16 protein-coding genes and 1 riboswitch are annotated in these 20303 nt (G+C 67.4%); of the genes, 6 read left to right on the top strand and 10 right to left on the bottom strand.

The window, feature by feature from the left end; all coding sequences use genetic code 11:
* The first annotated feature begins 96 nt into the window (after positions 1 to 96).
* A complete protein-coding gene (locus A5753_RS03175; RefSeq protein ID WP_067123353.1) occupies positions 97 to 507 on the top strand; it encodes a group 1 truncated hemoglobin in 411 nt (136 codons plus the stop codon).
* Positions 508 to 531: 24 nt separating this feature from the next.
* Positions 532 to 1290: a class I SAM-dependent methyltransferase gene (locus A5753_RS03170; protein ID WP_067123350.1), complete on the top strand. Its 759-nt coding sequence runs from the start codon at positions 532 to 534 to the stop codon at positions 1288 to 1290.
* A gap of 1 nt (position 1291) precedes the next feature.
* Here A5753_RS03170 and A5753_RS03165 read toward each other — a convergent pair whose 3' ends face one another.
* Both A5753_RS03165 and lspA read right to left on the bottom strand, forming a co-directional pair.
* Positions 1292 to 2218 (bottom strand): RluA family pseudouridine synthase, encoded by a 927-nt coding sequence (locus tag A5753_RS03165; RefSeq protein WP_067123348.1) that lies wholly within the window; start codon positions 2216 to 2218, stop codon positions 1292 to 1294.
* Entirely contained in the window at positions 2211 to 2837 is a 627-nt protein-coding gene (gene lspA / locus A5753_RS03160; RefSeq protein ID WP_156655911.1) for a signal peptidase II, read from the bottom strand. Before lspA ends, A5753_RS03165 begins: the two co-directional genes overlap by 8 nt.
* Before the next feature lie 72 nt (positions 2838 to 2909).
* On the opposite strand from lspA, the gene A5753_RS03155 reads away from it, so the two are divergent.
* Positions 2910 to 3848, top strand: a complete 939-nt coding sequence (locus tag A5753_RS03155) for an asparaginase (protein WP_067123381.1) — start codon at positions 2910 to 2912, stop codon at positions 3846 to 3848.
* Here A5753_RS03155 and A5753_RS03150 read toward each other — a convergent pair.
* Entirely contained in the window at positions 3813 to 5207 is a 1395-nt protein-coding gene (locus A5753_RS03150; RefSeq protein WP_197694570.1) for a DNA polymerase IV, read from the bottom strand. The two genes, A5753_RS03155 and A5753_RS03150, sit on opposite strands and share 36 nt — an antisense overlap.
* Positions 5208 to 5274: 67 nt before the next feature.
* Between A5753_RS03150 and A5753_RS03145 the strand changes: the two genes are divergently transcribed.
* The gene (locus A5753_RS03145) at positions 5275 to 5838 is read left to right on the top strand and encodes a class I SAM-dependent methyltransferase (RefSeq protein ID WP_067123344.1); all 564 of its coding nucleotides are present in this window, start codon (positions 5275 to 5277) and stop codon (positions 5836 to 5838) included.
* Positions 5838 to 6359: a hypothetical protein gene (locus tag A5753_RS03140; protein ID WP_197694569.1), complete on the top strand. Its 522-nt coding sequence runs from the start codon at positions 5838 to 5840 to the stop codon at positions 6357 to 6359. Before A5753_RS03145 ends, A5753_RS03140 begins: the two co-directional genes overlap by 1 nt.
* A gap of 15 nt (positions 6360 to 6374) precedes the next feature.
* Here the strand turns inward: A5753_RS03140 and ileS are convergent, their stop codons facing one another.
* The 6 genes from ileS to A5753_RS03110 form a co-directional block, all read right to left on the bottom strand.
* Positions 6375 to 9500: an isoleucine--tRNA ligase gene (ileS, locus tag A5753_RS03135; protein ID WP_067123342.1), complete on the bottom strand. Its 3126-nt coding sequence runs from the start codon at positions 9498 to 9500 to the stop codon at positions 6375 to 6377.
* A 326-nt stretch (positions 9501 to 9826) separates the two neighbouring features.
* On the bottom strand, positions 9827 to 10072 hold the full coding sequence (locus A5753_RS03130; protein WP_067123340.1) for an Rv1535 family protein: 246 nt from the start codon (positions 10070 to 10072) through the stop codon (positions 9827 to 9829).
* A gap of 278 nt (positions 10073 to 10350) precedes the next feature.
* Positions 10351 to 10535: riboswitch (M-box (ykoK) riboswitch) on the bottom strand.
* 182 nt (positions 10536 to 10717) lie between these two features.
* Positions 10718 to 11842, bottom strand: coding sequence for a nitronate monooxygenase family protein (locus A5753_RS03125; protein ID WP_067123338.1), 1125 nt, complete (start codon positions 11840 to 11842; stop codon positions 10718 to 10720).
* 32 nt (positions 11843 to 11874) lie between these two features.
* Entirely contained in the window at positions 11875 to 12456 is a 582-nt protein-coding gene (locus tag A5753_RS03120) for a carboxymuconolactone decarboxylase family protein (protein WP_067123336.1), read from the bottom strand.
* Positions 12457 to 12506: 50 nt separating this feature from the next.
* Positions 12507 to 14228 (bottom strand): AMP-binding protein, encoded by a 1722-nt coding sequence (locus A5753_RS03115; RefSeq protein WP_067123334.1) that lies wholly within the window; start codon positions 14226 to 14228, stop codon positions 12507 to 12509.
* A 115-nt stretch (positions 14229 to 14343) separates the two neighbouring features.
* A complete protein-coding gene (locus A5753_RS03110; RefSeq protein ID WP_082971148.1) occupies positions 14344 to 15918 on the bottom strand; it encodes an MFS transporter in 1575 nt (524 codons plus the stop codon).
* Between the two features lie 261 nt (positions 15919 to 16179).
* On the opposite strand from A5753_RS03110, the gene A5753_RS03105 reads away from it, so the two are divergent.
* The gene (locus tag A5753_RS03105; RefSeq protein WP_067123332.1) at positions 16180 to 16854 is read left to right on the top strand and encodes an isoprenylcysteine carboxylmethyltransferase family protein; all 675 of its coding nucleotides are present in this window, start codon (positions 16180 to 16182) and stop codon (positions 16852 to 16854) included.
* A gap of 82 nt (positions 16855 to 16936) precedes the next feature.
* Here the strand turns inward: A5753_RS03105 and A5753_RS03100 are convergent.
* Positions 16937 to 20303, bottom strand: a 3367-nt coding sequence (locus tag A5753_RS03100; RefSeq protein ID WP_067123330.1) for an acyl carrier protein, incomplete at its 5' end; no start/stop codon positions are given.

Here is a 20303-nt window from a genome sequence, read left to right as displayed (position 1 = left end):
ACCGCGATCTTTGGGCAATCCTGCAGTTACACAAGGCAATCCGGCCGTGATCGCGCACTTACCGACGGGCAACGCCGAGATGTTCCAATCGTGGTCATGAAAATTCTGGCGCGCTTCCGCAAGCCGGCACCGGCACCCGTCTATGACCGGATCGGCGGACACGAGGCGATCGAAATCGTGGTCGAGGACTTCTACGGTCGGGTGCTCGCCGACGATCAGCTGTCCGGCTTCTTCACCGGCACGAACATGAGCCGCCTCAAGGGCAAACAGGTCGAGTTCTTCGCCGCGGCCCTGGGCGGCCCAGAGCCCTACACCGGCGCTCCGATGAAGCAGGTGCACCAGGGTCGCGGGATCACCATGCACCACTTCGGTTTGGTGGCCGGGCATTTGGCCGACGCGCTGGCCGCCGCCGGGGTGCCACCTGAGACGGTGACCGAGATACTCGGCGCGATCGCACCCTTGGCTCCAGAGATCGCGACGGCCGACACCGGCAAAGTCAACGTCTGACCGTTTTCGCCTAGCATGCCTGGCATGCGGCGCACATTTGACGACCTGATCGCCGAGGCGAACACCGCCCCGGTCGATGGCTGGGATTTTTCGTGGCTGGACGGACGTGCCACCGAGGAACGCCCGTCGTGGGGTTACCAGCGCCTGCTCAGGGACCGGCTGTCGACGGTGTCGGCCGCGCTCGACATTCACACCGGCGGCGGGGAGGTGTTGTCCGGCGCGGCGCCATTCCCGCCCACCATGGCGGCCGTCGAGACCTGGCCACCGAACGCCGCGCTGGCCACCCAGCGCCTGCATCCGCTCGGCGTGGTGGTCGTCGCGACTCGGGACGAACCGCCGCTGCCATTCGGCGATGCCGCCTTCGACCTCGTGACCACGCGTCATCCGATCTCCGTCTGGTGGACCGAGATCCTGCGGGTGCTGCGGCCGGGCGGCACGTACTTCGCCCAGCAGATCGGCCCGGCCACCACGGGCGAGTTGGTCGAGCACTTCATCGGGCCGCAGCCGCAGAAGTGGGCCGAGTTTCACCCGGACGCCGTGCGCGCCCAGGCCGAGGCGGCCGGCCTGCAGATCGTGGATCTACGGATGGAGCGGATGCGCGCCGAGTTCTTCGACGTCGGCGCCGTCGTGTACTTCCTGCGCAAGGTTATCTGGGCGGTGCCCGACTTCACCGTGCAGCGCTATCGCGAGCGGCTCACCGAACTGCATGAGCGCATCGAATCCGAAGGGTCGTTCGTCACTCACTCCGTGCGGCTGCTCGTCGAGGCGCGAAGGCCCGGGTGAGTCAGCCGTCGTCGCGCAGCACGTCAAGCGCGTGCTGCAGATCCCGCGGGTAGGGACTGACGATTTCGATCCGTCTACCGTCGGCCGGATGGGCGAAGCCCAGCGAACGTGCGTGCAGCCATTGCCGTTCCAGCCCAAGCCTTTTCGCGAGCTTCGGGTCGGCGCCGTAGACGAGGTCACCGCAGCACGGGTGATGCAGCGCGGAGAAATGCACCCGGATCTGGTGGGTGCGGCCGGTTTCCAGGTGCACGTCGAGCAGACTCGCGGCGACGAACGCCTCGACGGTGTCGTAGTGGGTGAGGCTGTGCCGGCCGTCCTTGGTGACGGCGAACTTCCACTCGCCGCCGCGATGACGTCCGATCGGCGCGTCGATGGTGCCGCTGGACGGGTCCGGATGTCCTTGCACCAGCGCGTGATAGCGCTTGTCGACGATGCGCTGTTTGAACGCCCGTTTGAGCACGGTGTAAGCCCGTTCGGACAGCGCCACCACCATTACCCCGGACGTGCCGACGTCGAGGCGATGCACAATGCCCTGCCGCTCGGGCACCCCCGAGGTGGTGATCCGGTAACCGGCGGCGGCCAGCCCGCCGAGCACCGTGGGTCCGGTCCAGCCCACCGACGCGTGCGCGGCCACCGCCGCGGGCTTGTCGACCGCGACGATGTCGTCGTCGGAGTACAGGATCGTCATGCCCTCGATGTCGACGGGCGTGTTCTGTAGCGGCGCGGGTGCCTCGGGCAGGCGCACCTGCAGCCAGGCGCCGCCGGTCAACCGGTCGGACTTGCCGGCCTGCACGCCGTCGAGTTCGACGCCGCCGTCTTCGGCCAGGGCGGCCACCGCGCTCCGCGACAACCCCAGCAGCCGTGCCAGCCCGGCATCCACGCGCATGCCCGCCAGTCCCTCCGGGACGGGCATCGAGCGGTCACTCACCCGCGCGGTCTCCGCCGTCGCCCTTGCGCCGACCAACCGAGTCGAAGTCGAATCCGAAGATCGACAGCACCACCAGCAGGATGGCGCCGCCGACCACCGAAGGATCGGCGACGTTGAACACCGGCCACCAACCAACCGACAGGAAGTCCACGACATGCCCGCGAAGCGGCCCGGGGGCGCGGAAGAAACGATCGACCAGGTTGCCCATGGCGCCGCCGAGGATCATGCCCAGGCCCACCGCCCACCAGGGCGACACCAGCCGGCGCCCCATCCAGAAGATGCCGACAACCACACCGGTCGCGATCAGGGTCAGCACCCAGGTGTAGCCGGTCGCCATCGAGAAGGCCGCGCCCGAATTGCGCACCAGGGTCCACGTCACCGTGTCGCCGATGATCGGCACCGGCTGGCCGGGCGGCAGCAGTTTGACGGCCAGGACCTTGGTGACGACGTCGAGGACCAGGACGATCGCGGCGATCGACACCAGCAGCCGCAACCGCCTCGGCGCAGGGTCGGGTGCCGCCTCGGTTGCCGGCACCGCGATCGGCTCGACCGGGGCGGCCGCACCAGCCTCTTCGGCTGCGGTCACCGGCTCAGTCGACTTCGTTGGTTCTTCAGGCACTTCCCCATCATCCCCTACTGCCCCACGCAGGCTAGCCATGTTCGCGCAGCGGCGATGCGCAATGATGCCAGCATGGCCCGCCTCACCGTGATCGCCACCGGAGGCACGATATCGACCGGCACCGGCGCCGACGGGGTGCACCGACCCTCCTACAGCGGGGCGGACCTGACGGCGCCCTTCCGCGACCAGCACGACGTGGACGTCGTTGACCTGCTGGCGGTCGACAGCTCGGAGCTGACACTGGCCGATTGGGACCGGATCCGTGAGGCGGTGGCGGCCGCGGTCGACCGCGGCGCCGACGGTGTGGTGGTGCTGCACGGCACCGACACCATGGAGGAAACCGCGCTCTGGCTCGATCTCACCTATGCGGGCCAGGCCCCGGTCGTGCTGACCGGCGCGATGCGCAGCGCCGACGCCCCCGATGCGGACGGCCCGGCCAACGTGCGCGACGCCCTGGCCGTTGCGGCCAGCCCGGCCGCCCGCGACCTGGGCGTGGTGACGTGTTTCGCCGGCCGGATGCTGCAACCGCTGGGCATGAGCAAGGTGGCCACCGAGGACCTCAGCGGCTTCACCGGGCAGCTGCTCGGCACCGTGACCGCTGGCGTGGCACTGACCGGACCGAAGACCCGTCCGTTCGTCGGCGATCTGCGGGCCGCCGCCGCGCCGCGCGTCGACATCGTCGCGGCGTACCTGGGCAGTGACGGGGTGGCACTCGATGCGTGCGTGGCGGCCGGGGCGCGGGGCGTGGTGCTCGAGGCGCTCGGATCGGGAAACGCCGGGCCAGCGGTGGTCGACGCGGTGCGCCGGCACTGCGGCGACGGGGTCGTCGTCGCGGTGTCCACCCGCGTCCCGGGCGGGCGGGTCGGCGCCAGCTATGGCCCCGGGCACGACTTGGCGGCCGCCGGGGCCGTGCTGGTGCCGCGGCTGCGACCGTCTCAGGCGCGCGTCCTGCTGATCGCCGCGCTGGCCGCGGGGCTACCGGTCGACGACGTCGTCGCGCGGTGGGGCTGACAGCGCCTCGGCCTGCAACCCGCCGGTGTAATCGGGCCAATCCAGTGAATCCACCGGGTTGGCGCGCACCAGGTCGCCGCCGTCGGCGGGAAACGTCCGCGCCGGGCCGGGACCGGAGCTGCGGGTTTCGAAGCGCGCGGTGACCACGCCGTGGCCCGCGCCCTGCACCCAGCCGTGCCCGAGCTCGCGGTGGGCCACATCGTCGCCGATCCGCCACCCGGCGGACTCTGCCGCCTGGGCGCCGGGTCCATACATGGCCTCGGTCGCGGTTTGCACCGTCGGTGAATCCGATTGCGGCTGCGGCAGTTCCAGGTCCGGAAACAACGATTCCTGGCGCACGTCGCTCAGCCCCGAAAAGCCCACCCCGAGAAGGCGGATGGGCCCGACCTCGTGCGGATCGAGCAGTAGCCGGCGGGCCATGCCGACCAGCGCGGCGACCTCGGTGGTGGCGTACGGCAGCGTCGCCGACCGGGTCAGCGTGCTCATGTCGGATTTCTTCAGCTTGACGGTGACGGTGCGCGCGCCGCGGCCGTCGCGCAGCAGGCGGTGATGGGCGTGCTCGGCGATCGGTTCGATGGCCTCGCGCAACTGCTCGAGGCTGGTCAAGTCGGCGGCGAAGGTGGATTCGGAGCTGATCTGCTTGGCCTCGGCGCGTTCGGCAACGGGGCGGTCGTCGATGCCACGCGCCAGCCGGTGCAGCGCGGGCCCGATCGTGGCGCCCAGAATGTTGGCCGCCTCGGCCTCGGTCAGCGCGGCCAGTTCGCCGATGGTCTCGATGCCGAGACGATGCAGCCTCTCCTCGGCGACCGGCCCGATCCCCCACAGCCGGCGCACCGGCAGACCGCCGAGCAGCAGTCGTTCTTCCTCGCGGCGCACCACCCGAATCCCGTCGGGCTTGGCCAGTCCGGACGCGATCTTGGCGATCTGCTTGCCCGAGCCGGCACCCACGGAAGCGATCAGACCGGTATCGTCGCGGACCCGTCGCCGCAGGTCCTCGCAGAAGGCCTCCACGTCCTCGGCGGACGCCCCGGCGAGCTGGGGGGGTTCGCCGAAACCCTCGTCGAAGGACAATTGCTCGACGACGGGCATTACGGCGCGAATGGTGTCGAAGACGCGCCGGCTGGCCAGCCCGTACACCACGCCGCGCGGCGGCAGCACCACCGCACTCACACCGACCAGCCGGCGAGCCTGGTGCATGGGCATGGCAGAACGCGCCCCGAACACTCGGGCCTCGTAGCTGGCCCCGGCCACCACGCCGCGCCCGCCCACCCCGCCGACGAGCACCGGACGCCCACGCAGCGTCGGGCGGGTGAGTTGCTCGACGGAGGCGAAAAACGCATCCATATCCAGGTGCAGCACCCACCGCGACTCCACAGGCTCGATGCTAGGGCCCACACGAAGGGCCAGTTGGACTAACGTTTTCGCCATGGCCATGAACCTGGCGCACCGCCGGATCTGCAGCTCGAACCGCTGGGCCAAGGCGGTCGAGGAGGATCTGCTGCCGTGGGCGCTCGCCGATGTGGATTTGGGCGACAACACGCTCGAGATCGGCCCGGGTTACGGCGCGATCCTGCGAATACTGGTCGACAAGACGCCGCGGCTCACTGCGGTGGAGATCGACCCGCCGATGGCCGAGCGCCTGCAGCGGCTCTACGGCGACCGGGCGCACATCATCAACGGCGACGCCACCGCGACGGGATTGCCGTCCGACGAGTTCAGCTCGGTGGTGTCGTTCACCATGCTGCATCACGTCCCGACGCCCGAGCTGCAGGACCGCTTGTTCGCCGAGGCGTTCCGGGTTCTGCGCCCCGGCGGCGTGTTCGCCGGCAGCGACAGCGTGACCTCGCTGTGGTTCCGGATCCTGCATCTGCGAGACACGTGCAACACGGTGTCACCGGATACCCTGCCGGATCGGTTGCGCTCGGTGGGCTTTGGTCGCGTCGAGGTCGAAGTTCGCGGCGGCCGGCTGCGCTGGCGCGCAGTCAAATAATGGACACCCGGCCCGGCGACACGGCCGTTTCGTCCGGGGGCTCGCCGCCCTCGACGCGGTGGGCGCGGTTGCGTCATCAATGGAACCAGCGGCTGCAACCCGGGGAGCAGACCACGGTGCTGGCCTGGGCGTCGTTCACCCTCACGTTCGCCGGCCTGCGCGGCCTCACCCACTGGATTCGCGCCGGACATGGACCTTCCGGTGGCGGTATGTCGCTGGGCGGCAACCACTTTCACCACTACAACATCGGCATCGGCATGCTGGCGACGGTAGCCGGCATCGGCCTGCGCGGCACGGAAGCGCAACGGCGCCATCCCGCGGCCGCGGTGGCGTACGGCGCCGCGAACGCCATGATCGTCGACGAGCTGGCGCTGCTGTTGGACCTCAAGGACGTCTACTGGGCATCGGATGGCCGCAAGAGCGTGGACGTCGCGGTCGGAGTCATCGCCACCGGCGCGACCGTGGTGGCCGGCATGCCGTTCTGGCCGCATGCTCAGCGGGCGCTGCAACACCGCGCCTGAGCGTTTCCGGGCCGGCTACGCCTTGACGATGCTCACCCACACGCCGTCACCGATCTCGGCCCCGTCCGCCGGATTGCCGAATTCGAAACTGGTGGCCAGGATTTCACCCGCGATGAGGTCGCGGTGGGCGCGCGCCCAGTCGGCGCGCTCGCCGGGTACCGCCATCACCACCGAAATCCGGTCGGACACATCCAGACCCGACGACTTGCGCAGCTCCTGCAGCTCGCGGATCCGGTCCTTGGCCCAACCTTCGGCTTCGAGTTCGGCGGTCACCGTGCCGTCCAGCACCACCAGGCCCGCCCCGTCGGGCAAGGCCGCGGTGAATTCCGGGTCGGCGGCGACCAGGCGGGAGCTGTATTCCTCGGGTTGCAGCACCGCGGGTCCGGCGCTCAGCGTGCCGTCCGGATTGACGACGCCCTCCCCCGCCTTGACCGCCTTGATCGCCGCCTGCACGTCCTTGCCCAGCCGTGGCCCGGCGACCCGCGCGTTCACGGTGAGCTCGAAGCGGCCGTAGGTGCCGATCGCGTCGGTCAGCTCCACGCTCTTGACGTTGAGTTCGTCGGCGATGAGGTCGACGAACGGCTCCAGTCGCTGCGGATTGTCCACCGCCACCGTAAGTTTCGGCAGCGGCAGTCGCACCCGCAGCTTCTTGGCCTTGCGCAACGAGGATGCGGCCGAGCAGACCTCGCGGACCTGATCCATCGCGGCGACCAGGTCGGGGTCGGCGGGCACGTCCCCGTCTTGCGGCCAATCGGTCAGGTGCACCGACCGTTGGGAGGTCAGGCCGCGCCAGACGATCTCGGTCACCGAGGGAAGTAGCGGCGCGGCCAGCCGCGCGGTCACCTCCAGCACGGTGTGCAAGGTGTCGATGGCATCGACATCCTCCTGCCAGAATCGCGAACGCGACCGTCGCACATACCAGTTCGTCAGCGCCTCGGTGAACTGACGCAGCTGCTCGCAGGCCCGCGAGATATCGCAGGTGTCCATCTCGTGGGTCAGGTCGTCGCGCAGCTCGGCGAGCTTGGCCAGGATGTAGCGGTCCAGCACCTGCGTCGAATCGGTGCGCCAGGTACCGGTTTTGGGCGCGTAGAGGGCCAGGAAGCTGTAGGCGTTCCAGAACGGCAACAGCACCTGGCGCACACCGTCGCGGATGCCCTGCTCGGTGACGATGAGGTTGCCCCCGCGCAAAATCGGCGAGGCCATCAGGAACCAGCGCATGGCGTCGGAGCCGTCGCGGTCGAACACCTCGCTGACGTCGGGATAGTTGCGCAGCGACTTGCTCATCTTCTGGCCATCGGAGCCCAGCACGATGCCATGTGCCACACAGGTTTTGAAGGCGGGGCGGTCGAACAGCGCGGTGGCCAGCACGTGCAGGGTGTAGAACCAGCCGCGGGTCTGCCCGATGTATTCGACGATGAAGTCGCCCGGGTAGTGGCTGTCGAACCACTCGGAGTTCTCGAACGGGTAGTGCACCTGGGCGTACGGCATCGAACCCGAGTCGAACCACACGTCGAGCACGTCGGGGATGCGCCGCATCGTGCTGGCCCCGGTCGGGTCGTCGGGGTTGGGCCGGGTCAGTTCGTCGATGAAGGGCCGGTGCAGGTTGGCGGGCCGCACCCCGAAGTCGCGCTCGAGTTCGTCGAGGCTGCCATAGACGTCGATTCTCGGGTAGGCGGGGTCGTCGGACTTCCACACCGGAATCGGAGTGCCCCAGTAGCGGTTTCGCGAGATCGACCAGTCGCGGGCGCCCTGCAGCCACTTGCCGAACTGGCCGTCCTTGACATGTTCGGGGTACCAGGTGATCCGCTGGTTGAGTTCGACCATGCGGTCCCGGAATTCGGTGACAGCGACGAACCACGATGACACCGCCCGATAGATCAGCGGATTGCGGCAGCGCCAGCAGTGCGGATATGGGTGCTCGTAGGTTTCGTGGCGAAGCAGCACCGCGCCGTTGGCCGCGGCCGGACCGCTACCGTTCTTCAGGTCGCGGATGATGTGCGGGTTGGCGTCAAAGACGTGCTGCCCCTGGTAATCCGGGACTCCTGCGTCGAATCGCCCCTTGGAATCGACCGGGGTGACCGGGGCGATACCGACTTTGTCGGTGGTCGCCATGTCGTCCTCGCCATAGGCCGGCGCCATGTGCACGATGCCGGTACCGTCCTCGGTGGTGACAAAGTCGCCGGGCAGGACCTGAAATGCGTTGGCCGTCTCCATGAAATACGGGAACGGCGGCAGGTAGCGGGTGCCCAGCAGATCGGCACCGAGATAGGTGGCCACGATCTCCGGTTCTTCGCCCAATTCGCGGGCGTAGGCGGCCAGTCTCGGTTGCGCGAGGACGAAACGCCTGCCCTCGGCCTTGACCTCGACGTAGGTCACGTCGGGGTTGACGGCGACCGCGAGGTTGGACGGCAGGGTCCACGGTGTCGTCGTCCACACCAGCAGGTGGGCCCCGTCCAGCTGTCCGCCGACCACCTTGAATCCGACCGTGAGGGCCGGGTCCTGGCGGCTCTGGTACACGTCGTCGTCCATCCTCAATTCGTGGTTGGACAGCGGCGTTTCGTCGCGCCAGCAGTACGGCAACACCCGGTAGCCCTCGTAGGCCAGGCCCTTGTCCCACAGCTGTTTGAACGCCCAGATCACCGACTCCATGTAGGGCAGATCGAGCGTCTTGTAGTCGTTGTCGAAGTCGACCCAGCGCGCCTGGCGGGTGACGTAGGCCTGCCACTCGTCGGTGTAGCGCAGCACCGAGGCGCGGCACGCGTCGTTGAACGCGGCGATGCCCATGTCGTCGATCTGCGATTTGTCGGTGATGCCCAGCTGGCGCTCGACTTCCAGTTCGGCCGGCAGCCCGTGGGTGTCCCAGCCGAAGCGGCGCTCCACCTTGTACCCGCGCATCGTGCGGTAGCGCGGGACGATGTCCTTGACGTAGCCGGTGAGCAGGTGTCCGTAATGCGGCAGCCCGTTGGCGAACGGCGGCCCGTCGTAGAACACGTATTCCGGTGCGCCGTCGCGCCGCGCGATGCTGGCCCGGAAGGTGTCGTCGCGGGCCCAGTAGTCGAGCACCTCGAGCTCGAGCGCGGGAAAGTCGGGCGCTCCGCCGGCCGGCTTGGGGTACGTGTTGACGTCGGCGTTGTCGGTCACTATGCGCGTTGTCTCCTGTGCCACGGTGCAAACCGGGGACGACGACGCGCTGGCTGCGCGAGCGCCGCGGTACCACCCCGCTTGCCGCGCTTTCGCGTGGCCACTCGATCACGGCTGTGACGGGCCTACCCGTTCGGTTCTACTGAGCCGCCGACGGCTGTTCTTCCGAAGGCTCCCCGGTGATGGCCGGATCGACGCCGATAAAACGATTCTACGAAGACCCGCAAATCCGGGCGCACCCCAAGGGGTCGCCTGGGCGCAGAACTACCGCTGCGCCCGGGCGACCCCTTGGAGCAGGACTCTCGACGTCCATCGAAGTTCGGCCTTCAGCCTCGCACTTCGAGGACGCCAACGCGCCACAGCGCGGCGTACACGTGACGCAGCGGCACGCTCAACAGGCGCGCGGCGCCGTCCACTAGCAGGTCGCCGCCAGCGCCGAACTGCGGGTTGTCCGCCCGGCGGCGCGCCTCGGGAGCGGGAGCGGGCGCCGGGAAGGTGCCGGTGTCGCGCACAACGGTCAGCGTGCGGGCGGGCGCTACGGTCATTGCGTCGTCGTAGAAAGCTGCGGTCATTTTTCGCCTCCTAGAGGGGAGATCCAACGGGGACTGATCGGACTGAGGTGTCCCGTCCCTGTGATCTCAGAACGCTTGGCCTATAACGACTTAGCGTGGCGGCGACTCAGCCGAGAAGGTCGCGCCGGAGACCGGATCGGGACGAAACACCGTTCGGACTTCGGTCCGGACTATCGCTCGAAGCCATGTGTCCCTCACCTCCTCGCGGTCACGACGCATGCGCGGGCCGCATGCAATCTATGCGCAGCAAAGGAGCAGAACCCGACGACCGCCGGCGAACCGCACCCCTCTCGTCAGAGCTTCGGCACCACACGACGTGTCCTGGCCCGGACAAACAATCCGAGCGGAAGCCACCTGGGCTCAACCCTTAAGCCGGGAGGAGCTGTCCTGACCCGGGGCGTCTTTCGACGTTCGGGGTCAGTGGCCTGTATTCGTGTAGACGCCTCACCTAACGAGGTGCTTACCGGACCGATAATGCACGACGGGTATGGCGCGGTCAAATCCCTGGATGGCGTGTCGGAGATTCTGTACGCAATCATTAGGGGCGCACACAGCATTCGGCCAGATTCACGGTGTTGACCTGGGCATACGCGCGTCGGCCGTCAGGAATCCGTCAATTCCGCGCGGTTGGCCCGGCCCCGCGAGTCACTTCTCGACCAGGCCGTCGAGCCGGCCGATGGCGTCGATGAACTCGTCGACCATGTCGAGTACCACGGAGCGCGTCGGGCGGACCCGGTCGAGCGAGCCCACCACCTGCCCGACGAAGTAGGTGGCCAGCTCACGCGCCTTGGCGCCCTGGTGGGCGGCGGCTTGATTGATGCGCACCTGGGGCTCGGTGATCAGCGCGGTCTGCAACGGCATGCCCAGCGGGTCGGGGTTTTCCGGCCGCTCCCACTCGTCGGTCCAGGCCGTGCGCAACATCCGTGCCGGCTTGCCCGTCATCGAACGCGATCGCACCGTGTCCGACGAACTGGCGGCCAGGAATTTCTCCTTGACTACGGGTACCGTCTCGGCTTCTTCGGTGGTCAGCCACACCGAGCCGCACCACACGCCCTCGGCGCCCAGGGCCAGCGCCGCGGCGATCTGGCGGCCACGGGCGATTCCACCGGCGGCGAGGACGGGCACCGGCGCCACGGCATCGACGACCTCGGGTACCAAGACCATCGTCGAGACCTCGCCGGTGTGACCGCCCGCCTCGGTGCCTTGCGCCACGATCAGGTCGACACCCGCGTCGGCGTGCCGTTGCGCATGCCGGGTGGTGCCCGCAAGCGCGGCCACCAGCACGTCGTGGTCGTGTGCCCGGCGGACGACGTCCGCCGGAGGCGGCCCGAGCGCGCTGGCGATCAGCCGGATGTTGCTGGAGAAGGCGACGTCGAGCAGCGGCTCGTACATCTTGGGCGAGATGCTCAGGCCGCCCGTCGAGCCGCGCGACTCCTCGGCGGGCGCCGTGATGCCGTAGCGGGCCAGGAGGTCCTCGACGAACGCGCGATGCTCGTCGGGCAGCAGGGTGCGGGCCTGTTTCGTGTCGATGCCGCCTTGCTCGGCGCCAACGTATTTGGGCGGAAGGAGCAGGTCGACTCCGTAGGGCTTGCCCCCGGTCTGCTCCTCGATCCAGGTCAGCTCGCTCTCCAGACGCCGGGGACTGTGCGCGGTGGCGCCGAGGACCCCGAAGCCGCCGGCGTTGGTCACCGCCGCCACCACGTCACGGCAGTGGCTGAAGGCGCAGATCGGGAATTCGACTCCGAGCATCTCGGCGACCCTGGTTCTCATTGCCCGACGCTAAAGAGATACGAATTGATCTGTCAATCGATTACGGCCTCCGTTGGCGGTCGGCCGTCCGGCGGCCAGCTGGACACGCCCTCTTCGAGCGGGACCTGCAGGCTCTGCAGGATCGAGGCGACCATCCGCCACGCGCCGATGGCGGTGACGAGTTCGATGAGAACTGTTGTGTCGCTGGTCAATTCACGCTCGCAGGCCGCCCAGCTCTCGGCGCTCACCGCACCGTCGCGCACCACGTCGTCGGTCGCGGCCAGCACCGCGCGCTCGGTAGGGCCGAATCCGGCGTGCGCTTGCCAGTCGCGCACGCCGAGCAGGTCGTCTGGGGCCACGCCCAGCCTCGACGCAACCCGCCAGTGCTGCGTCCACTCGTAGTCGCATGCGGTGAGCCAGCCGATTCGCATGATCACCAACTCACGCAACCGCGGGTCGAGCGTGCCGTGCCACAGCATGGTGGCGAGCAGATCGTTGATTGCGCGCGCCAGCGGCGGATGGTTGAGAAGCACCTGAAAGATGCTGAGTTCGGCCATGTAATTGGGCACCGCGGCTTCGTCGGCGGCGGCTTTTGCCTCACCGGGCGGCAGTCCCGGCACACGGGCTGTTGTCATGGTCTGAGCATCCCACGCGCCCGGCGCAAAAGCCGCCGACGCCCTGGTGCCTAGGCGTCCAAGCGGGCGAATTGATTCTGCCGGTACTGCTCGACACAGGCCGCTCGCCTGACCTTGCCGCTGGTGGTGATCGGGATGGAGCCGGGAGCCACCACAACGAGGTCCGCCACACCCAACCCATGGGAATTGGATATCGCCGAGGCGACTTTGCGTTTGACGGCCACCAGCTTCTCCGCCGCGACCTCCGCGGAGTCGCCATTCTTCTTGAATTCGATTATCGCGACGAGCTTTTCGGTCTCCTTGTCGGGAACCGCGATCGCCGCGCAGCGGCCCCGCGTGATCTCTTGGATCGTCGCCTCGATGTCGTCGGGAGAGTGGTTACGCCCGTAGACGATCAGAAGATCCTTGATGCGTCCCATGACGAACAGCTCGCCATCCGAAACGAAACCCAAATCGCCGGTCCGAAGCCAAGGCTCCTCGGGTGTACCCGTCGACGGATCGATGAGTTTCGCGCGGAAGGTTTGCTGCGTTTCTTCGGTCTTGCCCCAGTACCCCGACGCGACATTGTGGCCGTGCACCCAGATCTCACCGGTCGTCCCGTCCGGACACTCGGTGGTGGTCTCGGGATCGACGATCCGGACCGTCGGCGAGGGCGGCAGCTCATAGCCGACCAGCGGAGTCCCGCCGCTGCCACAAGGTTCCGCGCGTCCAGCGGACAACGCATCGGAATCGAAGCGGACGATCCGCGGGGGCTGGCCCGACGCGCTGGTCGCCACGTACAAGACTGCCTCGGCCAGCCCGTACGAAGGGCGAAGCACCGTGTGGTCGAGATTGAACTTGGCGAACCGCTCCGTGAAACGCCGCAGCGTCGCCGCATGGATCCGTTCGCTACCACTGATGAACGCCACCACGTCGCCGAGATCAAGCCCGGCCATGTCCTCGTCCGTGGTCTTGCGCACCGCCAGTTCGTAAGCGAAGTTCGGTCCCGCCGTGACGGCGCGCCTGTGGGTCGCCATCAACTGCATCCAACGGGCAGGGCGCTGCAGGAAAGCCACCGGGCTCATGAGAACGGCGTGAACTCCGCCGAGGACCGGTTTGCAGATGCCCGCCATCAGGCCCATGTCGTGGTAGAAGGGCAGCCAGGACACCACAGTCATGTCCATGCCGGAATCGGCGAAGTAGGCCTGCACCCACTGCTGAAAATTGGCCAGCACGTTTTCGTACGAGATCATGACGCCGGCGGGGCGGCGCGTCGATCCGGACGTGTATTGCAGGTAGGCGGTATCGGACCGGCTGCTGCCACCGTCGGACGCTGCTCGCGAGTCCAGGTCCAGGGCGTCGATCTCGATGACCGACGGACTGGAACCACCGTTGCGGGCCTCGACATACTCGGCGACATTGCCGACCACAGAAGACGTCGTGAGGATGACCGAGGGCGACGTGTCCTGCAGGACCGAGTCCACGCGCTCGTCGTGGACCCCGCCGGTGGGCGCCGAAAGCGGCACGGCGATAAGCCCGGCCTGCAATGCGCCGAGAAAAGCGGCGATGTACTCGAGCCCCTGGGGTGCCAATATCACCGCGCGGTCACCGCTGGATGCGCTGCGGCCGAGTTCGTGGGCAACGTTCGAAGTCCTGCGATACAGCTGAGACCAGGTCAGGGTTTCGGGGACGCCGGCCCAATCCTGCTCGTAATCCATGAACGTGAACGCTGGGTCGTTGGGCTGCAAACTTGCACGCTCACGCAGCACATCCGGAATGGACGTCTCAAACACGTGCCTGAGATTACCGGGGCCGTCGCAGAGGATGTTCGAAAAGGGCAAATTGGGTAGACGGTGGTTCACCCACCGTCCGCCCCCGTCCGCGCGGGCGAGGCGGACGCGCCGCCAACTACAGATCAGCGGCCATTTTGGCTTCCTGCGCCCGCGCTACGTCCTGCGCGGTGTAACCGATGAACAGCGCCACCACCCCCAGCAGGACGACCGCCCCGGCGAGCCACAGCAAACCATAGGTGTAGCCACGGTCGAGCGCAGACAGCTGGGCGGCGTTCATGGACCTCGCCGGGCCGCTGACGCCACCCAGGGACAGGGTGTGCGAGGTGATGGCGGCCTGGATGACGGACAGCACCACCGGCCCGCCCAGACCCTGCAGCACCACCGCGATGGCCGAGGTGGGCCCGATGCGGTCCGGGCCGACGCTGGCGATCACCGAAAGCGAAAGCGGCACCACGACCAGGGCGACACCGACACCGGCGACGACGATCGGGAGCGCGAGGTTAGGAAAGTATGGGACACCGCGGTGCAGATTCGACGCGTACAGCGCGCCGCCGAACATCAGGATGCTGCCGCCGATCACCACCACCCGCGGCGGGAACGACACCACCAACCGCGAAGCCGCGCCGAGCCCGACGGCCGCCGCTACGACGAACGGGATGAACGCCAGGCCGGATTGGAGCGTGTTGTAGCCCATGATGTCCTGCACGTAAACGGTGACGACGAGCATCAGCGCCATGATCAGGCCACCGGTGAGAAACAACGCCGCGAACGTGGCCAGCCGATTGCGCTCGGCGAACAAGCTGAAGGGCAGGACCGGGTTCTCCGCCCTGCGCTCGACCACGGCGAAAGCGGTGAAAGCCGCCAGACCCACCGCACCCGCCCCGATGGTGCCGGCCGACAGCACTCCCTTGCCAGACTGCATTGAGAAGCCGAGCACCACCGCGGTGACGCCCAGCGTGGCCAGCACAGCCCCGGTGACGTCGAGCTTCATCCGCTCCTTCTGGGTTTCCCGAAGCGCGATGTGGGCCAAGTAGAGCGCCAGCAGCCCGATCGGTGCGGTCACGAAAACCGCCAGCCGCCATGACACTTCGGTGATTATCCCGCCCACCACCAGGCCCAGCACTGAGCCGACGCTGCCCATGGCGGTGAACACCGCCATCGCGCCATTGCGTAGACGGCCCTTCGGGAATGTTGTCGCGACCAGGGCCAGGCACGTCGGTGCAAGTATCGCGATAGAGACACCTTTCAACATCCGCGCCACAACGAGGCTGCCTTCGTTCCACGCGATCGCGGACATCACCGATGCGACGGTGGAGAGCACGGTGCCGATGACGAAGGCGCGCTTGCGGCCGATCGTGTCACCGAGACGGCCGCCGACCAATATCAGTCCGTTGCAGGCCAGCAGAGTGGCGAACACCACCCAGTTTCGCCCGGCGCTCGACAAGTTCAGCTCGTTCTGGATCTTGGGAAGCGCCACTATCCCGATCGTGAGCTCTATCGACGCCATCAACTCCGCGCTGCCGAGCGCGACGATCGCGGCGATGAACCGGCCCCGTGGCAGATCGGCAGGCGCATAGGCTGTCTGAGCAACGGCGTCGAAACTAGGAGGGGCGTCCGGGGCGCCGATCCTGCGAGTTATGTCGTCCAGCGAGATGGTGCCCGCCCTCGGCCGATGGGAACCCCCCGCCATAGCGGGCTACGGTACAGCAAACGCGCAACGCGCAGGCCGCCTTCCGGAAATCGCTGGGCTGAACCGGTTTTTGGTGGGGGTGGGCCAGCCGCTCGCCCTTTGACCAATTGCGCACATCCTGCGGATAGCCGGCGGTAGTGTCGGCCCTGCGCCGCGGTTGTGGCGGCTGGCGATCGGTGAGGTCGCTGGAGCGGCGGCTTTCCGGCGGCGTGGGGTGCCTGCTGTTAGCGTGGTGCACCGGACGGAGGGTAAGGAAGATTCTTGAAGACCATTCCTAAGATGTTGGTATTCGGCCTGATTGAGCCGAGCGTGTTCGGTTTGATCCTGTTTTCGGCGGCATTCACGTTGAATTACTGGCAGGCGTGGGTGTTTTTAGCGATGTATGTCATTTCTGCTTGGATCCCCAGCATCTACTTGCTGCGAACGAATCCCGTTGCGCTGCAGCGGCGGATGCAAGGGGGCCCGGCAGCTGAAACACGAAAAGTGCAGAAAGTCGTGATGGCTTGCCTGTGGATGTCGCTGACGGCAATGCTCGTGGTCAGCGCCCTTGACCATCGCTTTGGCTGGTCCTCGGTGCCAACGGCCGTCTGCGTTTTGGGTGACATGCTGGTGGCCGCTGGACTGGGTGTGGTGATGCTGGTAATCATTCACAACAGCTATGCGGGCGGAGCCATCCGGGTCGAGGAAGAACAGAGTCTTGCCTCAACTGGCCTGTACGGGCTGGTGCGGCACCCCATGTACACCGGCAACCTGATCATGATGGTCGGCGCCCCCCTGGCGCTTGGCTCCTATTGGGGACTCGCATTCGTCGTTCCTAACTTGATCGTGCTCGCTGTGCGGATCCGAGACGAGGAAAAACTCCTCGAGGAACAGTTGGATGGATACCGCGAGTACAGAGAGAAAGTTCGGTATCGCGTAGTGCCACTGATGTGGTAGCCGCCGCTCGCGACTAGACGGGCCTTGGGCGGCGCCCACGGGTCGACGAATTGGTCGCGCCCACCGTGCGGTTGGCGCCGTCTTAGCGGTCGCCGCCCTGGCCTCCGTCGTGCACTTCGTCCACCGAGGCGGCGCGAATGCCCAAGTGCCGGCTCAAAGCTTTCACCGACGGCGCCTCGAACAAGGTGCGCAGCGAAACGCGGCTATCGAAAGCGGCGTTGATCGCAGCAACCACCTTCACCGCCGACAGCGAATCTCCACCTAGGTCGAAGAACGACTCGTCGGCCCCGAAGCGGTCTACCCCCAGCACCTGGGTGTAGATGTCGGCCAGGATCTGTTCGACCACGGTTTCCGGCGCGCGACGACCATCACCGTTGTCGTGTCTTTGGAGTTCGGTCATCGTCGCGGTCGCAGACGGGGCGAGCCTTTCTCGGCGAGCCCAACCATCGTCCAGCAGACCCGTCGACGCTATTGGCCGCGTCGGATCGGAGGTCATGGCCACCAGCAATCGCCGCAGCTGCTCGATGAGCGCCTCGATGCCGGCGACGTCGAACACGTCGGTGCGGAATTGGACGCGCAGGTCCAGTTCGCGGCCCGGCCCTGCTTGGACCGTCAGCGGATAGTGGTAGTAGTCGCGGAAGTCGGCGATCGTCAACTGCTGCTCGCCCCACGATCCCGCGGCGTCCCTGGGGTAGTTCTCGTACACGAAAACGGTGTCGAAGAGTTGTTGGTGACCAGTGATGCGGTGGATATCGGCGAGCCCCAGGTGCTGGTGATCGAGCGTGTCGTTGTGCGCGCTCTGCAGCTGGTCGAGCAGGTCTGCCGCGGTGCTCGCCGCGGTGATGTTGGCCCGCACCGGCACGGTATTGACCAACAGGCCGACCATCGACTCCGCGCCGGCCAGTTCCGCCGGGCGACCCGAAACCACAGTGCCGAACGCCACATCGCGCTGGCCGGTCATCCACATCAGCAGCTGCGCCCACGCGGCGTGCAAGAGCGTGCCGACAGTCGTCTGGTGTGAGCGAGCGAGCTCGGTGAGGGCCCGCGTGGTTTCCTCGGGCACCGTAAACGAGGCGGCGCCTCGCGGTCCCAGCCCCAACCGATCCGGCGGCCCCACAAGTGTGGGTGCCTCGAAACCGGCGAGAACCGCACGCCAGGCATCCTGCGCGGCGGCACGGTCGCGTTCGGCCAGCCACGCACAGAACCTGCCATACGGAACCGGCGCCGGTAGGCGCTGGCCGTGGTAGCTGGCGAAGATCTCTCCCAGCAGGATCGGCGTCGACCAGCCGTCGAGCACGATGTGGTGATTGGTCAGCACAAACCGGTGTTGGTCTGCTGCGGTGCGGACCAAAGCGGCGCGGACGGCCGGCTGGTCGGCCAGGTCGCAGACCGCGGCGCGCTCGGCCTCACGAACCCGCTGGATGTGCACGTCGCCGTCCTCGTCGCCGTCGAGCTCGACGTATCGCCACGGCACGACGGGATCAGTCGGGATGATCTGGACGGGTTGGTCGAACTGTTCGCTGAATTGGGCCGCCAGGTTCGGATGCCGGGTGACGACCGCCTGTACCGCCTGGCGTAACCGGCTGCGGTCAAGCGGCCCGGCCACGGCGACGTCCAGCTGCACCGCATACACATCGTCGTCGCTGTCTTGAGCGGCTCTGGCATGAAATAGCAGTCCGCGTTGCAGCGGGGTGAGGGGTAGTACGTCCGCGATGCGGGCTTCCGCCTCCAGCGTGTCGATCTGCTGCTGAGTCAGTCGGGCAGACGGGATGTCGGAGGGCGTCATCCCTCCCCCGCCGCGGCTCACGTGGGCGCAGATACCGGCCAAGGCGTCGAACCACAACTGGCCGAGGCGGCTGATTTGGTCGCGATCCAGCGCTGAGGGGGCCCACGACCAGTTGGCGTGCAGGTGCGGGCCGTCATCCGTATCCACGGTGCTGGCGTTCAGCTCCAGCGTGTGTGCCAACGACATGGGTACCGCCGCGGCGGCGGCGGTCAACGACAAGCTGTTCTCGCTGACCCGCCACAGATCATCCGACAGCTGGATCGCCGGGCCGCCCAACCGCCCCAGATAGTTGAAACCGATCGGTGGGTCGAATTCGCCCAGGTCAACTTCGCTGTTCAGGTAACGCAGCAGCCCGTAACTGAGCGGGTCGGGGAGAGCGCGGAGCTGTTCTTTGGCGTTTTTGATCACCGCTCCCAGCTCAGCCTCGCCGGCCACGACCTGCGCCCACGACAGCGCGCCCACGGCGAGTGACACCGGATAGATGGCCGTGAACCACCCCACGGTGCGCGACAGGTCCACGTCTGGGGCCAATTCGTCGTGACGCCCGTGGCCCTCGACGTCGATGCCGATCGGCGCGGCTCCGGTTCCGAAAAACTCCGCCACCGCCAACGCGAACGCAATCAACAGGATGTCTTGCACGCCGGCATGAAACGCCGAAGGCACCCGACCGAGCAGCATGCCCGTGGTGTCGGCGTCCAGCTCCGTCGACAGCAATCCTGCGGTGGCGATCGTGTCCATCGCGGGCTGCGCCGCCGGCAGCATGGCGGGAGCGGACTCGGCCACCTGCGTCCAGGCACCGGCGTGTTCTACGACTTCTGGGCGGCGCGCATGCTCGACCAGCAGCGACGCCCACCGGGCGAACGACGTCCCGCCGGGCGGCAACACCACGGGCTGACCCGTGTGATGCTGCGCCCAGGCGATGTTGAGATCCTCCAGCAGGATCCGCCAGGACACCCCGTCGACGGCCAGGTGGTGGATGATCACCACCAGCCGCCCGCTGGATCCCTCCCATACCGCGCTCAGCATCACCCCGGCGCCCGGGTTCAACAAGGACCGCGCCCCGATTAGCGCCTCTTCGGAGAGGACGTCTACCGAGTGCAGTCGCTCGCCGGCGTCCACCGAACCCGGCTCGGGCACGTGCAACGACCAACCGTCTGCGCCATCGTCCTCGACCCGGGCCCGCAGCATGGCGTGCCGGTCCAGCAAGGCCTGCAACATCACCACGACATCGGCCTCGCCGGCTCCCACGGGCGCCTGCACCACCATGGTCTGATTGAACTGATCAACCGCACCATCCAGCCTGTGCAGCCAGTGCATGATCGGCGTGGCCACTACCTGCCCGACGCCCTCATCGATCACGTTTTCCGAACCGTCGGTCACGGTGGCTACCCTGGCCAGCCGGGCGACGGTCTGCTCGACAAAGATGTCACGGGGCCGGCACACCACCCCGACGGCACGGGCCCGCGCGACCACCTGCATCGAGAGAATGCTGTCGCCACCCAGTTCGAAGAAGGAGTCGTCGACCCCAACCCGCTCCAGCCCAAGGATTTGCGCGTAAATTTCGGCCAGCTTTTCCTCGACGGCGTTGGTCGGGGCGCGATAGCCCTCGCCGTCTTGATAGCCCGGGGCCGGCAAGGCTTTGGTGTCGAGTTTGCCGTTAGCA

It is taken from the genome of Mycobacterium sp. 852002-51971_SCH5477799-a, from assembly GCF_001667145.1.
Classification (GTDB): domain Bacteria; phylum Actinomycetota; class Actinomycetes; order Mycobacteriales; family Mycobacteriaceae; genus Mycobacterium.
This window is presented reverse-complemented; position numbering and strand designations above follow the sequence as displayed.